The organism is Kitasatospora sp. NPDC048365, from assembly GCF_043200835.1.
GTDB classification, from domain to species: domain Bacteria; phylum Actinomycetota; class Actinomycetes; order Streptomycetales; family Streptomycetaceae; genus Kitasatospora; species Kitasatospora terrestris.
On record NZ_JBICYJ010000010.1, the window covers coordinates 1 to 13,340 of the forward strand.

Here is a 13,340-nt window from a genome sequence, read left to right on the forward strand (position 1 = left end):
GCCCCGGCCCGGGGGGGGGGGGGGGGGCCCGCGCGCCGGCGGCCCCGGGGGGGGGGGGGGGGGGGGGGGGGGGGGCGGGCCCCCCCCCCCCCCCCCCCCCCTCACGGACGGCTTCAGACCGTACGGAAGGCCAACACCACGTTGTGGCCGCCGAAGCCGAACGAGTTGTTCAGCGCGGCGATCCGGCCCTCGGGCAGCTTGCGCGGCTCGTCGCGGACGATGTCCGCGTCGATGTCGTCGTCGAGGTCCTCGACGTTGACGGTCGCCGGGGCGAGCCGGTTGTACAGCGCGAGCACGGTGGCGACGGTCTCGATGCCGCCGGCGCCGCCGAGCAGGTGGCCGGTCATCGACTTGGTGGCGGAGATCGCCACGTGGTCGAGGTGCTCGCCGAGCTCCTTGCGCAGCGCCTTCACCTCGGCGGTGTCGCCCTGCGGGGTCGAGGTGGCGTGCGCGTTGACGTGCACGACCTCCGACTTGTCCAGGTCGTTGCGGGCGAACAGGTCGGCGATCGCGCGGGCGACGCCGGCACCGGTCGGCTCCGGCTGCGCGATGTGGTGGGCGTCCGAGGACAGGCCCTGGCCGACGGCCTCGCAGTAGACCCGGGCACCGCGCGCGGCGGCGTGCTCCGCGGACTCCAGCACCACGACACCGGCGCCCTCGCCGAGCACGAAGCCGTCGCGGCCCTTGTCGTACGGGCGCGAGGCGCGCTGCGGCTCGTCGTTGTTCTTGGACATCGCCATCATGTTGGAGAAGGCGACGATCGGCAGCGGGTGGATCGCGGCCTCGGTACCGCCGGCGATCACCACGTCGGCGCGGCCGGTGCGGATCATCTCGATCGCGTAGCCGATCGCCTCGGCGCCGGAGGCGCAGGCGGAGACGGGGGTGTGCACGCCGGCGCGCGCGCCGACCTCCAGGCCGACGTTGGCGGCGGGGGAGTTCGGCATCAGCATCGGCACGGTGTGCGGGGAGACCTTGCGGACGCCCTGCTGCTTGAGCACGTCGTACTGGTCGAGCAGGGTGGTGACGCCGCCGATGCCGGAGGCGATCACGGCGCCCAGGCGCTCGGGGTTCAGGGTCGAGGCCTCGGCGGTGGCCGGGGTCTCGTAGCCGGCGTCGGCCCAGGCCTCGCGGGCGGCGATCAGCGCGAACTGCGCCGAGCGGTCCAGCTTGCGGGCCAGCGGGCGGGGCAGGATCTCGCCCGGCTCGACCGCGACGCGGGCGGCGATCCGGACGGGGAGGTCGGTGGCCCACTCCTCGGTCAGCGCGGCCACGCCGGAACGGCCCTCGATGAGGCCCTCCCAGAACGAGGCGGCGTCGCCGCCCAGCGGCGTGAAGGCGCCGATACCCGTGACGACCACGGTGCGGTTTTCAGCGGTCACTGGTTTCTTCTTCTCTCACGTGTGCTTGGTGGTGGCGGGGCGCCGGAAGAGTGGGGGAGGACCGGCCGGGGCGCGCTGGGCGCCCCGGCCGGGGGTGACCGGAGGTCAGGCGTTGTCGATGATGTAGTTCACCGCGTCGCCGACGGTCTTGAGGTTCTTGACCTCGTCGTCCGGGATCTTGACGCCGAAGCGCTCCTCGGCGGCCACGACGACCTCGACCATGGACAGCGAGTCGACGTCCAGGTCGTCGGTGAACGACTTGTCGAGCTCGACGTCCTCGGTCGGGATGCCGGCGATCTCGTTGACGATCTCGGCGAGACCCTCGAGAACCTCGGTCTGGGTAGCCATATCGGCTGCTCCTCTTCGGTGTTGACAGCGGCGGCCCGTCGGGCCGTCGCAGGTTTCTTTCGGATGGGGCGTAGACGCCTAGGGGAGAGTAACGACTGCGGCCGCGTAGACCAGACCCGCCCCGAACCCGATGATCAGGGCCAGGTCGCCGCTCTTCGCCTCACCGCGCTCCAGCATGGCTTCCATCGCCAGCGGGATGGAGGCGGCGGAGGTGTTGCCGGTCTCGGCGATGTCGCGGGCGACGGGCACCGACGCGGGAAGCTTGAGTGCCTTGATCATGGCATCGGTGATGCGCATGTTGGCCTGGTGCGGGATGAACGCGCCGAGCTGGTCGGCGGTGATCCCGGCGGCGTCCAGCGCCTCCTGGGCCACCTTGGCCATCTCCCACACGGCCCAGCGGAAGACCGTCTGGCCCTCCATCCGCAGGGCCGGCCACTTGGTCTCCTCGCCGACGCCGTTGACGGCGTCCGGCTTGGCGAAGGCGGTGTCCCAGGCCTGGGTCTGCGAGATCACGTCGGCCTGCGAGCCGTCCGCGCCCCAGATCACCTTGCCGATGCCGGGCACCGGGGACGGGCCGACGATCGCGGCGCCGGCGCCGTCGCCGAAGATGAAGGCGGTCGAGCGGTCCGAGGTGTCGGTCAGGTCGCTGAGCCGCTCCACGCCGATCACCAGCACGTACTCGGCGCTGCCGCCGCGCACCATGCCGTCGGCCAGGCCCAGGCCGTAGCCGAAGCCCGCGCAGGCGGCCGAGATGTCGAACGCCGGGGCGGTGCCGCAGCCGAGCCGCTGGGCGATCTCGGTGGCGATGGCCGGGGTCTGCTTCAGGTGCGAGACGGTCGCGACGATCACGCCGCCGATCTGGTCCGGGGCGATGCCGGCCTGCGCGATCGCCTTGCCGGCGGCCTGCACCGACATCTCGGCGACGGTCTCCTCGGCGGTCGCCCAGCGGCGCTCGGCGATGCCGGACCGGCTGCGGATCCACTCGTCGGTGGACTCGATCCAGTTCAGCACCTCGGCGTTGGGGATCACCCGGGACGGGCGGTAGCCGCCGACCCCGTGGATGCGCGAGTACTGGGCGCCGGAGGCCGGCTTGATCTGAGGCGTGGTCATGCGTTGCTCTCCTGAGCGCCGTGCTCGGCCACCAGCTCACGGGCCTTGTCGAGATCGGCGGGGGTCTTGAGGGCAAGCGTCGCGACACCCTTGACGTTGCGCTTGACCAGGTTGGTGAGAGTGCCGGCCGGCGACAGCTCGATCACGGCCGTCGCGCCCAGCTGCTGCAGGGTCTCCATGCACAGGTCCCAGCGGACCGGGTTGGACACCTGGGAGACCAGGCGGGCGAGCACCTCGGCGCCGTTGCCGACCACCTCGCCGTCCTTGTTGGAGACGTACGCGACCAGCGGGTCGGCAGCGGTCAGGGTCGGGGCGAGCTTCTCCAGCCGCGCCTGGCCCGGGGCCATGTGCGCGGTGTGGAAGGCGCCGGCCACCTTCAGCGGGATCAGCCGGGCGCCGGCCGGCGGGTCCGCCTTCAGCGCCGCCAGCTGGTCCAGGGTGCCGGCCGCGACGATCTGGCCGCCGCCGTTGTTGTTCGCCGCGGTCACGCCGTGCTCGGCCAGCTTCGCGGCGACCTCCTCCAGGTCGCCGCCGAGCACGGCGGCCATCCCGGTCGCGGTCACCGCGGCGGCCTCGGCCATGCCCAGGCTGCGCTCGCGGACGAAGGTCAGCGCGTCCTCGGCGGTCAGCACGCCGGCCAGCGCGGCGGCGGTGATCTCACCGACGCTGTGGCCCGCCAGCGCGGACACCCGCGCGGTCAGGTCGCCGTCCGCGAACAGCGCGCCGGCGGTGACCAGGCCGGCGGCGACCAGCAGCGGCTGGGCGACGGCGGTGTCCTTGATCTCCTCCTCGGACGCCTCGGTACCGGCGTGGACCAGGTCGAGCCCGGCCACGGCGGACCACTGCCGCAGCCGGTCGGCCACGCCGTCCAGCTCGAGCCAGGGGTTGAGGAAGCCGGGGGTCTGAGCACCCTGTCCAGGGGCGACGATTACGAGCACGGTTCAACCCTCTCTCGCCGGACGCCCGGGGGCGGGTAGGCGACGATGACGAAGAAAAGCACGTCGGCTTGTGGACTCCCTACAGTGGCCTCAGCCCTGCTCGGTGACCGTCCCAAGACGTCCCAGGGCAAGGGCGATGCGCAGGGTGAAGGCCGAACGTACGTCGGACGGAGCATAGCCGGTGACATCAGTCACACGACGCAGCCGGTAGCGCACGGTGTTCGGGTGGACGAAGAGCATCCGGGCCGCGCCCTCAAGAGAGGACGCCTGCTCCAGAAAGACACTCAGCGTCTCCAGGAGTGCCGACCCGGCCTCCTCCAGCGGTGTGTAGATCTCCTCCACCAGCTGACGGCGGGCCACCTCGTCCCCGGCCAGCGCCCGTTCCGGCAGCAGGTCGTCCGCCAGCACCGGGCGCGGCGCGTCCGGCCACGCCGCGCACGCCTTCAGGCCCTGCGCCGCCGCGTGCGCGCTGCGGGTCGCCGACAGCAGGTCGCCGACCGCCGGACCGACCACCACCGGGCCCGGCGCGAACTGGCCGATCAGCGCCCGGGCCGCGTGCACCGGCTCCTTGCCGCCGCCGACCACCACCACCAGCCGCCGGCCCAGCACCCCGGTCAGCACGTGCAGCTTGGCGTACCGGGCGGCCCGGCGGATCGCCTCCACCACCAGCTCGCTGTCGCCGTCCGGCGCGCTGCCCATCACCACGCGTACCTGGGCGGGCTGCCCCCAGCCCAGCGCCGCCGCCCGGGAGAGCACTCCCTCGTCCGCGTCACCCGACAGCAGCGAGTTGACGACCAGCGCCTCCAGCCGCGCGTCCCACGCGCCGCGCGCCTCCGCGGCCTGCGCGTACACCTGCGCGGTGGCGAACGCGATCTCCCGCGCGTACACCAGCACCGACTCGCGCATCCCGGCCTCGTCGCCGGGGGCGGCCACCTCCTCGATGGCCTCCTCCATCACCTCGATGGTGGTGCGGATCAGCTCCACCGTCTGGCGCAGGGTGATCGCCCGGGTCAGCTCGCGCGGCGCGGTGCCGAACACGTCCGTGGAGATCGCCTGCGGCGCCTCCGGGTGCCGGTACCACTCGGTGAAGGCGGCGATGCCCGCCTGCGCGACCAGGCCGATCCAGGAGCGGTGCTCCGGCGGCATCCGCCGGTACCAGGCCAGCTGGTCGTCCATCCGGGCGATCGCGTTGGTCGCCAACTTGCCCGAGGACTTCTCCAGCCGCTTGAGCGTCGCCGCCCGCAGCTCCGCCCGCTCGGCGGCGAGCCGGCGCTCCTCCGCCGTCATCCGCCCGCGCCCGGGACTGGACGACGCCGCCCCCCGGACCGGCGCCTTGGGCGGGGCGGCCTTCGCCGCACCGGCCTTGCCGGCGGCCTTCCGGGCGGCGGGCTTGCGCTCGGATGTCGTTTTGTCGGGTTTCGCTGAAGGGGCTGGCACAGCACTAGCCTGCCTCACCCGGAGCCGTGCTCGTGCACAACCCCGCCGGATCACCCCGGTGGCCCCGGTCACACCGGGTTACCGTAGGCCCCGTGACCGACACCCGTGAACGCCCCCGAGCCGACCTGCGGCGCGCCCCCGAGCGGTACCTCTCCCGGCCGGAGGAGGGCATCGAGACCCGGCACGCGTTCTCCTTCTCCGGGCACTACGACCCGAAGAACACCCACTTCGGGGCGCTGCTCGCGTGCAACGAGGAGACGCTGGCCGCGGGCGCGGGCTTCGACGAGCACCGCCACCGGGACACCGAGATCCTCACCTGGGTCGTCGAGGGCGCCCTCGCCCACCGGGACAGCGACGGGCACGCGGGCGTGGTGCGGCCCGGCATGGTGCAGCACCTGTCGGCCGGTTCGGGCGTCAGCCACACCGAGCGGAACGTCGGCGGCGCCGAGGGGCCGGTCCGCTTCGTCCAGATGTGGCTGCAGCCCGACGCGTTCGACGCCGAGCCCGCGTACGGCCTGCGCCGGGTCGACCCGGCGCCGGGCGGGCTGACGCTGCTCGCCTCCGGGATGCCGCGCGACGAGGACGGCGACGCGCTGCGGCTGCGGCGCGGCGACGCCGCGCTGTGGCTGGTCCGGGCCGGCGCCTGGCAGCCGCTGCCGGACCTGCCCGCCGCGCCCTTCCGCTACGCGCACCTGACGGCCGGTTCGGTCGGCTACCGCACCGTCCCCGGCCCGCAGGGCGGCGGCCGGTCGATGGCCCCCGGCGACAGCGTCCGGATCACCGGCGCCGCCTTCGCCGACCCGGTCGCCGGCGAGGACGGCGCCGAGCTGCTGCTGTGGGAGATGCACTCCCCGGTGTCGTACGGCTGAGCTGCGGATCTCCCTTGGCCCGCCGGCGGTCGGGTGACATGATCACCCGACCGTACGACAGCGAACCAGGGGAGAGTTCCGGTGTTCGGAAGCAGGAAGCGCAAGGAACAGAAGTCCGCGCAGTGGCAGGAGTTGGTCGAGCGCGCGGCGGACCAGGCCCTGCGGGCCCGGGCGATGTTCGACGAGCCGCAGGCGGCGATCGCCGAGGTCCGTGAGGAGCTGGGGAGCCTCTACGCGCGGCGGGTGGGCGCGCCGAAGGCGGCGATCGAAGCGATCGCCGCGGATGCGGACGAGGCCCGGGAGTCGATGGACTCGATCCTCGGGGGCTTCGACGACACCCACGCCGAGAACGTGGCCGAGCAGCACGACGACCCCGAGGTGCTGCAGGCGCTGGTCGACTACTACGTGCAGCTGGGCGAGGTCCTGGTGGACGCGATCGACAGCTACCTGCCGTTCGTGGACACCTACCGCGAGCTGCTGGAGCAGGCCAGGGCCGCGGTGGAACGGGTCGCCCCGGTCCGGGCCCGGGTGCACGAGGCGCTCGCCGCCGCCGAACCGGAGGTCGAGGCGAAGGGTGGCCACGCCGCCCGGGCGCGGATCACCGGGATCGTCGAGCGGCTCGCCGCGCTGGACGCCGGTGCGGTCGTCCCCACGGAGGACCGCACCCTCAGCGCCCGCTACCGCGAACTGGACCTCGAACTCGCCGAGCTCCGGGATTCGCTCTAGAGCTCGGCCAGGACCGCGTCGCCGAGCTGCGGCCAGACCTCCGCCGCCCAGGGGCCGAAGTCGCGGTCGGTGAGGGCGACGCACGCCACGCCGGCGGCGGGGTCCACCCACAGGAAGGTGCCGGACTGGCCGAAGTGGCCGAAGGTCGCGGGGGAGTTCGCGGTGCCCGTCCAGTGCGGGGCCTTGCCGTCGCGGATCTCGAAGCCGAGGCCCCAGTCGTTCGGCCGCCGGTGCCCGAAGCCGGGCAGCACGCCGTTGGTCCCGGGGAAGGCGACCTCGCGGGTCGCGGCGTGCAGGGTGGACGGGTCCAGCAGCTTCGGCGCCTGCAGCTCGGCGGCGAACAGCGCCAGGTCCGCGACGGTGGACAGGCCGCCCGCGCCCGCGGGGGAGCGGTGCGCGGTGTTGATCAGCGTGGAGTGCATCCCCAGCGGCTCGAACACCGCCTCCGCCGCGTACCGCCCGAACTCGATCCCGGACGCCTCGGCGAGCGCCGCCGCCAGCACGTCGAAACCGGCGTTGGAGTACAGCCGCCGGTTGCCCGGCTCCGCCATCACCCGGTGCTCGTCGAACGCCAGCCCCGAGGTGTGCGCCAGCAGGTGCCGCACGGTCGACCCCGTCGGGCCCGCCGGGTCGTCCAGCTCGAAGACGCCCTCCTCGACCGCGACCAGCACCGCGTACGAGGTGAGCAGCTTGGTCACCGACGCCAGCGGGAAGAGGTGCTGCTGCGGGCCGTGCGCGCCCAGCACCGCGCCGTCCGCACCCCGCACCACCGCCGCCGCGGCGTTCGGCACCGGCCAGTCCTCGATCATCCGCAAGCTCTGCATGCGCCGAACTCTAGACGACCCGGTCGGCCGCGCCGCGTGCCAGGCTTGCTTGGAGTGCACTCCAACTCAGTAGCGTCGTTCCCGTCGCCGAAACCCGGGGGTCAGACCAATGGCAACGATCGCACCCGTCCGTGCCGACCTGCTCAGTTGCAGCGAGGCGTACAACGCGGCCACCGCCGACGCCGACCGCACCCCGCGGCACACCATCAGCGAGGTCTCCGCCGCCAGCGGACTCACCGCCCACACGCTCCGCTGGTACGAGCGGATCGGCCTGCTCGACCCGATCGACCGCTCGCACTCCGGCCAGCGCCGGTACAGCGACGCCGACCTGGCCCGGCTGGCCTTCCTCGGCCGGCTGCGGCTGACCGGCATGCCCGTCGCCGACATGCAGCGCTACGTCGAACTGGCGCGCGGCGGCGACGGCACCCGGGCCGACCGGCGCGACCTGCTGGTCGCCCACCGCGAGGAGGTCCGCCGGCGGATCGCCGATCTGCACGCGACCCTCGCCGTCCTCGACTACAAGATCGACCTCTACTCCGCCTCCCCCGGCCTCGCGGCCGAAGAATCCGAACGGATGAGCGCATGAGTGACCTCCCCACCGCCGTACTCGGCACCGACGGCCCGACCGTGGGCATCCAGGGCCTCGGCTGCATGGGCATGAGCGAGTTCTACGGCCCGACCGACACCGACGAGGCCCTCGCCACCCTGGACTTCGCCCTGGAGCAGGGCGTCACCCTCTTCGACACCGCCGACATCTACGGCTCCGGCCACAACGAGGAACTGATCGGCCCCTTCGTCCGCGCCAACCGCGACCGGGTCGTCCTCGCCACCAAGTTCGCCATCGAGCGCCGCGCCGACGACCCGACCTACCGGGCCGTGCGCAACGACCCGGCGTACATCCGCTCCGCCGTCGACGCCTCGCTGCGCCGGCTCGGCGTCGACGTGATCGACCTCTACTACATGCACCGCCGCGACCCGCAGGTGCCGCTCGCCGAATCGGTCGGCGCGATGGCGGAACTGGTCGCGGCCGGGAAGGTCCGGCACCTGGGCCTGTCCGAGGTGACCGGCGCGGAGCTGCGCGAGGCGTACGCGGTCCACCCGATCGCGGCGCTGCAGTCCGAGTGGTCGATCTTCTCCCGGGACGTCGAGCGGACCGCGGTGCCCGCCGCCGCGGAGCTCGGGGTCGCCTTCGTGCCCTACTCCCCGCTCGGCCGGGGCTTCCTGACCGGCGCCTTCAGCGCCGCCGAGCAGCTCTCCGCGGACGACTACCGGCGCTACCACCCGCAGTTCTCCGGGGCGAACGCCGCCGGGAACGCGGCACTCGTCGAGCCGATCCAGCAGATCGCCGCCGAGCGCGGGGTGACCGCGGCGCAGGTGGCACTCGCCTGGGTGCAGCAGCGGGCGCAGGTCCACGGGCTGACCGTGGTGCCCATCCCCGGCACCCGCAAGCGCACCCGCCTCGCGGAGAACGTCGCCGCCGCGACGCTCGTCCTCACCCCGGACGAGCTCGCCGCCCTGGAGCCCATCGCCGCCAAGGTCGAGGGCAACCGCTACGCCGACATGTCGTCGACCTCGGCGGGCCGGGAGTAGGAGCTTCCGCTCGAAGAGCACCCCGACAGGGGCGCGAGGAACTGCGCGACCAGCCATGCACTCTGCTTCGGTGTGGGCTGGTCGCGCAGTTCCTCGCGCCCCTTCACGTGGTTGGCCGAACCCGTCAGGAACCCGATCGCGGGGTTGGCCTCGTAGTTCCCCGAGCCCCTGGTTACGAGACCGTTCGGCCGAGCCACGCCGCGAGGCGGGTGGTGGGGGTGGCGTCCGCGGGGGCGGGGCGGACGGGGCCGAAGGGGACGTTCTCGTCGCGCTGGTCGGCGGGGAGGACCTGCTGGGCGATGGCGAGGGCGCCGAGGGCGAGCTCGTCGTCGAAGGCGGTGGCGGGGGCGACGACCTGGGCGATGTCCCAGGTGTGGGTGACGGCCTCCATGATGTAGCCGCCGAGCGCGAAGCGGCCGGGGACGGTGCCCCACGGCACCGCGGAGGGTCGGTCGAGCTTGGTGTCGTCGGCCCAGGCGGCGACGGCGCGCTCGCGGGCGCGCCCGAGCGTCGCGGCCCACTCGCCGTCGCCGACCTCGCCGGTGGCCGCGGGGACGTCCTGGCTGTGCCCGCCCTCGCCGACGTACGCGATGCGGTGGACGCCGCCGACGGTGTGGCTGAGCAGCTCGCGCAGGGTGTACTCGCTGCACGGGGTGGCCCGGTCGAGCTGCTCGGGGGTGACCTGCTGGAGCAGCTTCTCGAGCTGGTCGAGGGCGCGCAGGTAGTTCGGGCGGGGGTCGAAGCTGGTGGCGTCCATGGTGGTGGCGGCCCTTTCTGACGGAGTGTCCGACTGACGAGGGCTACTCTCCCGGCCATACCTGACAACCTTTGTCAGCATTTACAGTGGCTCCGTGCGAGCCGACCGCCTGCTGTCGATCATGCTGCTGTTGCAGACCCGGGGCCTGGTGCCCGCCGCCGAGCTGGCGGAGCGCCTGGAGGTCTCCGTCCGCACGGTGTACCGGGACGTGGAGGCGCTGTCCGCGGCCGGGGTGCCGGTCTTCGCGGAGCGGGGCCGCAACGGCGGGATCCGGCTGCTGGCCGGCTACCGCACGGACGTCACGGGGCTGACGGCGGACGAGGCACGGGCGCTGTTCGTGCTGGCCACCGACGGGACGCACGACGCGCTGGGCCTGGGCGGGGCGATCGGTTCGGCGCTGCGCAAGGTGATGGCGGCGCTGCCGGCCCCGCACCGGCCGGAGGCGGAGCGGACCAGCGAGCGGATCCTGGTGGACCCGGTCCGCTGGACGAAGGGGCCGGCGGCGCCCGGCCCGGCCGACCTGGGCGAGCTGCAGCGCGCGGTGTTCGACGACCGCCGCCTCGCGCTGCGGTACCGGCACAGCGGTGCGGCGGAGCCGAGCGCGTACACGGTCGATCCGTACGGCCTGGTGAGCAAGGCGGGCGTCTGGTACCTGGTGGCGGACGTGGACGGCGCGCCCCGGCTGTTCCGTGCGGACCGGGTGGTGCGGGCGCAGGCGACCGAGGAGCCGGTCCGCCGGCGCGAGGTCGGTCTGGGCGAGGTGTGGGGCGTGCTGCGCGACCAGGTGGAGCGGCAGCGCGACGACGTGCGGGTGACCGCGCGGGTGCGCCGCCGCCGGCTGGACATGCTGCTGCGGATCCACGCCGCGTCGCTGATCGGCCCGCCGACCGAGGACGGACCCGACCACGTCCTGGTCGAGTTCGGGTTCGCGGTGGTCGACGCGGCCCGCACGCTGCTCCCGTTCGGCACCGACGTCGAGGTGCTGACCCCGCCGGCGGCCCGCCGGGTCCTCGCGCGGGCCGCCGCCGACACCGTGCGGATGTACGCCGACGGGTGAGGGGTGAGGGGGTCAGTGGACGAGGCCGTCCCAGCCCCAGCGCGGGGTGGGGCCGGGGTCGCCGAGCTCGGTGCCGGCCGGGTCGGCGGAGACCTGCAGGGCGATCTTCGTGCCCCAGTCGAAGTACTCCATGACCCGGGCGCGCAGCCGCTCGTCGGCGGGCAGCTCGGCGCGGACGGCGTCGCCCATCAGTTCCATCCAGCGAAGCCGCTGCTCCTCGGTGATGCGCAGGCCGAGGTGGCTGCGGAGCAGCCGCTGGTGGCCGCCCAGCTCGGTGGTGAAGCGGTCCGGGCCGCCGAAGATCTCGGCCAGCCAGACGGCGACGTGCTCGGTGTGGGTGGGGGTGAAGTCGGCGAAGACGGGGGCGAGCACCTTGTCGGCGAGCACCGCCTCGTAGAACGCCTCGGTGAGGCGGTGCAGCGCGTCCATGCCGCCGATCGCCTGGTACAGGGACTGCTCGGGCATCGTTCCTCCATGCTGGGGCTCGAGTCGTACCCAGCATGGAACGGCCCGCGCCCCGGCGCCCCGGCTGTTCGCGCTGCGCGCAGCGAACGGAGGGCCGCCCACCGCTCCGCTACTGGCCCTCGGCGGGCCGGGTGACGTCGCCGTAGTGGCCGAGGGCGATGGCGGCGAAGTTGTGGCGGCTGGCGGTGCCGTCGGCGAGGTAGCCGTTGTGGCCGGCGGCGCCGGCGGAGGAGATGTCGAGGGCGCCGAAGGCGGCGGTGGTGGGGTCGGCGCCGTGGCCGAGGCCGCCGACCTCCAGGTAGGGGACGTTGCCGATCCAGTCGGTGGGGTTGCGGGTGGCCCACACCTGGACGCCGGTGCCGAGTTCGGCGGCGGAGCCGACACCCATCCCGGGGCTGCCGAAGGCCACCAGGTCGGTGGGCCGGTCGCTGTCGCGCAGGGCGGGCGCGACGGTGCCGCAGACCACCGAGCCGTACGAGTGGCAGAACAGCGCGGGCGGCGCCTCCGGGTGCGTGGTGGCCCGGAGCCCGCCGAGCAGGCGCTCCAGGCGGGGGGCGGCGACCTCGGCGAGGCGGGAGGTGACGGCGTCGGGGCCGAGGCCGGACGGGGTGACGTAGCCGGTCCAGGCGATGACGGCGGTCCGGGTGCCGGGGTCCTGGTCGTGCTCCTCGGCGAGCAGGGCGCGGGCCATCCCGGCGGGGGAGCGCAGCGGGTCGGCGGCCTGGTCGAAGTGGCCGAGGTCGGCGTCGGAGCCGGGGACCAGCACGGCGACGCGCTGGGCGGCGGCCAGGTCGCCGTACACCTCGCTGACCAGGCCGCGGCCGCGCGGGTCGAAGGCGAGGATCTGCCGGCCGTCGGCGAGCAGGTGGTCGCTGTCGTTGGCGCGGGCGGTGGCGAGGGCGCGCGAGGTGGCGTCGAGGGTGCGGTCGTTCGCCCGGGCCCGGGCACGGTCGCGTTCGGCGGCGATGGCGACCCGGTTGGCGCGGTAGCGGACGTCCAGCGGGGCGCCGTCGAGGTTGCCGACCACCAGCGGGTACTGCTCGACCAGGTGGTCCACGTCGGTGCGGGTCAGCGAGGCGAAGAAGGCGGCGACGGTCGGGGCGTCGGCGGTGGCCGGGTCCGGCAGCGAGCGGCCCAGCGAGTGGTCGGCGGACCAGGCGGCGGCGCCGGCCGGCGGGGTGGAGATGGCGAGCTGCTCGTTGGAGGCGGCGGCCTGGGCGGCGGCGGCACCCGCGTCCACCAGGACGGCGGCCCCCGCGAAAGCGCCTATCAGCATGCGCTTGACCTGGCGTCGTCGCACCGCGTCATCTCCTCGGGGCCGGTCACCGTCACAGCGGGACGTGCCCCGGTGTTACGACTGCCAATTGCCAACTGCTCGTCAGCCAGAGTAAACGGCAGTACCGGTTCGGGGCAGGGCCCAAACCGTGTTCCACATCACATTCGCGCCGAGATTCGCCCCTGTGGGTGGTGCACGATCATTCGGCGTCGAAGTCCCGCAGCAGCTTCTTCGGGGCGACGCTGCGCCAGGCGTCGGTCACCAGGTCGTGCAGCTCGTCCGGATCCACCCGCTCCAGGTCGACCAGCACCCAGCCGTGCCGGCCCACGTACGGCGCCATCGAGTACACCTCGGGCGCGGCGGCGAGCAGCTCGGCCTGGTCCTCCTTGCTCGCCTTGACGCACACGGACGGCGACTCCGGCCGGCCCATCGCGAAGATCTTCTTGCCGAGCCGCAGGGTCACCTCCTCCCAGGTGGGCTCCTCGTGGGTCTGCGGCAGGCCGAGCGCCATGGCCTTGAACTGATCGAAGGTCACCATGGCGCCAGGGTAGGGCCGGCCACCGA

The 13,340-nt window shown here is 73.8% G+C and carries 15 protein-coding genes; 5 read left to right on the forward strand and 10 right to left on the reverse strand.

Translation table 11 applies throughout. From position 1 onward, the window contains the following. Nucleotides 1-113 precede the first annotated feature (113 nt). The 5 genes from fabF to ACGFX4_RS12325 all read right to left on the reverse strand — a co-directional run bounded on the left by fabF (nucleotide 114) and on the right by ACGFX4_RS12325 (nucleotide 5,062). Entirely contained in the window at nucleotides 114-1,379 is a 1,266-nt protein-coding gene (gene fabF / locus ACGFX4_RS12305) for a beta-ketoacyl-ACP synthase II (RefSeq protein WP_393072385.1), read from the reverse strand. Between the two features lie 105 nt (nucleotides 1,380-1,484). Beyond that, nucleotides 1,485-1,727 (reverse strand): acyl carrier protein, encoded by a 243-nt coding sequence (locus ACGFX4_RS12310; RefSeq protein WP_393072387.1) that lies wholly within the window; start codon nucleotides 1,725-1,727, stop codon nucleotides 1,485-1,487. A 78-nt stretch (nucleotides 1,728-1,805) separates the two neighbouring features. Then, nucleotides 1,806-2,837: a beta-ketoacyl-ACP synthase III gene (locus ACGFX4_RS12315; protein ID WP_393072389.1), complete on the reverse strand. Its 1,032-nt coding sequence runs from the start codon at nucleotides 2,835-2,837 to the stop codon at nucleotides 1,806-1,808. Further along, nucleotides 2,834-3,775, reverse strand: coding sequence for an ACP S-malonyltransferase (locus tag ACGFX4_RS12320; protein ID WP_393072391.1), 942 nt, complete (start codon nucleotides 3,773-3,775; stop codon nucleotides 2,834-2,836). The genes ACGFX4_RS12315 and ACGFX4_RS12320 overlap by 4 nt, the downstream gene beginning before the upstream one ends. Nucleotides 3,776-3,865: 90 nt before the next feature. Further along, a complete protein-coding gene (locus ACGFX4_RS12325) occupies nucleotides 3,866-5,062 on the reverse strand; it encodes a helix-turn-helix domain-containing protein (protein WP_345701824.1) in 1,197 nt (398 codons plus the stop codon). A gap of 242 nt (nucleotides 5,063-5,304) precedes the next feature. On the opposite strand from ACGFX4_RS12325, the gene ACGFX4_RS12330 reads away from it, so the two are divergent. Next, on the forward strand, nucleotides 5,305-6,081 hold the full coding sequence (locus ACGFX4_RS12330; RefSeq protein ID WP_393072394.1) for a pirin family protein: 777 nt from the start codon (nucleotides 5,305-5,307) through the stop codon (nucleotides 6,079-6,081). A gap of 81 nt (nucleotides 6,082-6,162) precedes the next feature. Then, on the forward strand, nucleotides 6,163-6,807 hold the full coding sequence (locus ACGFX4_RS12335) for a hypothetical protein (RefSeq protein WP_393072396.1): 645 nt from the start codon (nucleotides 6,163-6,165) through the stop codon (nucleotides 6,805-6,807). Here ACGFX4_RS12335 and ACGFX4_RS12340 read toward each other — a convergent pair. After that, entirely contained in the window at nucleotides 6,804-7,631 is an 828-nt protein-coding gene (locus ACGFX4_RS12340) for a serine hydrolase domain-containing protein (protein ID WP_393072398.1), read from the reverse strand. The genes ACGFX4_RS12335 and ACGFX4_RS12340 overlap by 4 nt on opposite strands. Before the next feature lie 109 nt (nucleotides 7,632-7,740). On the opposite strand from ACGFX4_RS12340, the gene ACGFX4_RS12345 reads away from it, so the two are divergent. Together ACGFX4_RS12345 and ACGFX4_RS12350 are read left to right on the forward strand one after the other, a co-directional pair. Next, nucleotides 7,741-8,217 (forward strand): MerR family transcriptional regulator, encoded by a 477-nt coding sequence (locus tag ACGFX4_RS12345; RefSeq protein WP_393072400.1) that lies wholly within the window; start codon nucleotides 7,741-7,743, stop codon nucleotides 8,215-8,217. After that, a complete protein-coding gene (locus ACGFX4_RS12350; protein WP_393072402.1) occupies nucleotides 8,214-9,221 on the forward strand; it encodes an aldo/keto reductase in 1,008 nt (335 codons plus the stop codon). The genes ACGFX4_RS12345 and ACGFX4_RS12350 overlap by 4 nt, the downstream gene beginning before the upstream one ends. A gap of 172 nt (nucleotides 9,222-9,393) precedes the next feature. Here the strand turns inward: ACGFX4_RS12350 and ACGFX4_RS12355 are convergent, their stop codons facing one another. Further along, complete coding sequence (locus ACGFX4_RS12355; protein WP_393072404.1) at nucleotides 9,394-9,978, reverse strand: TIGR03086 family metal-binding protein; 585 nt, start codon at nucleotides 9,976-9,978, stop codon at nucleotides 9,394-9,396. A 94-nt stretch (nucleotides 9,979-10,072) separates the two neighbouring features. On the opposite strand from ACGFX4_RS12355, the gene ACGFX4_RS12360 reads away from it, so the two are divergent. Next, nucleotides 10,073-11,035 (forward strand): helix-turn-helix transcriptional regulator, encoded by a 963-nt coding sequence (locus ACGFX4_RS12360; protein WP_393072406.1) that lies wholly within the window; start codon nucleotides 10,073-10,075, stop codon nucleotides 11,033-11,035. Between the two features lie 12 nt (nucleotides 11,036-11,047). On the opposite strand, the gene ACGFX4_RS12365 is transcribed toward ACGFX4_RS12360, so the two are convergent. The 3 genes from ACGFX4_RS12365 to ACGFX4_RS12375 all read right to left on the reverse strand — a co-directional run bounded on the left by ACGFX4_RS12365 (nucleotide 11,048) and on the right by ACGFX4_RS12375 (nucleotide 13,314). Further along, a complete protein-coding gene (locus ACGFX4_RS12365) occupies nucleotides 11,048-11,500 on the reverse strand; it encodes a group II truncated hemoglobin (protein WP_393072408.1) in 453 nt (150 codons plus the stop codon). 109 nt (nucleotides 11,501-11,609) lie between these two features. Beyond that, nucleotides 11,610-12,800, reverse strand: a complete 1,191-nt coding sequence (locus ACGFX4_RS12370; protein ID WP_393072410.1) for an alpha/beta hydrolase — start codon at nucleotides 12,798-12,800, stop codon at nucleotides 11,610-11,612. A gap of 175 nt (nucleotides 12,801-12,975) precedes the next feature. Further along, nucleotides 12,976-13,314, reverse strand: a complete 339-nt coding sequence (locus ACGFX4_RS12375) for an MmcQ/YjbR family DNA-binding protein (RefSeq protein ID WP_393072412.1) — start codon at nucleotides 13,312-13,314, stop codon at nucleotides 12,976-12,978. Between the last annotated feature and the right edge of the window lie 26 nt (nucleotides 13,315-13,340).

Bases quoted from the DNA above. Each gene is read 5' to 3' on its own strand.
- ACGFX4_RS12310 (WP_393072387.1), bottom strand. From the start codon at position 1,727: ATGGCTACCCAGACCGAGGTTCTCGAGGGTCTCGCCGAGATCGTCAAC.
- ACGFX4_RS12315 (WP_393072389.1), bottom strand. From the start codon at position 2,837: ATGACCACGCCTCAGATCAAGCCGGCCTCCGGCGCCCAGTACTCGCGC.
- ACGFX4_RS12325 (WP_345701824.1), bottom strand. From the start codon at position 5,062: ATGACGGCGGAGGAGCGCCGGCTCGCCGCCGAGCGGGCGGAGCTGCGG.
- ACGFX4_RS12340 (WP_393072398.1), bottom strand. From the start codon at position 7,631: ATGCAGAGCTTGCGGATGATCGAGGACTGGCCGGTGCCGAACGCCGCG.
- ACGFX4_RS12345 (WP_393072400.1), top strand. From the start codon at position 7,741: ATGGCAACGATCGCACCCGTCCGTGCCGACCTGCTCAGTTGCAGCGAG.
- ACGFX4_RS12350 (WP_393072402.1), top strand. From the start codon at position 8,214: ATGAGTGACCTCCCCACCGCCGTACTCGGCACCGACGGCCCGACCGTG.
- ACGFX4_RS12355 (WP_393072404.1), bottom strand. From the start codon at position 9,978: ATGGACGCCACCAGCTTCGACCCCCGCCCGAACTACCTGCGCGCCCTC.
- ACGFX4_RS12365 (WP_393072408.1), bottom strand. From the start codon at position 11,500: ATGCCCGAGCAGTCCCTGTACCAGGCGATCGGCGGCATGGACGCGCTG.
- ACGFX4_RS12375 (WP_393072412.1), bottom strand. From the start codon at position 13,314: ATGGTGACCTTCGATCAGTTCAAGGCCATGGCGCTCGGCCTGCCGCAG.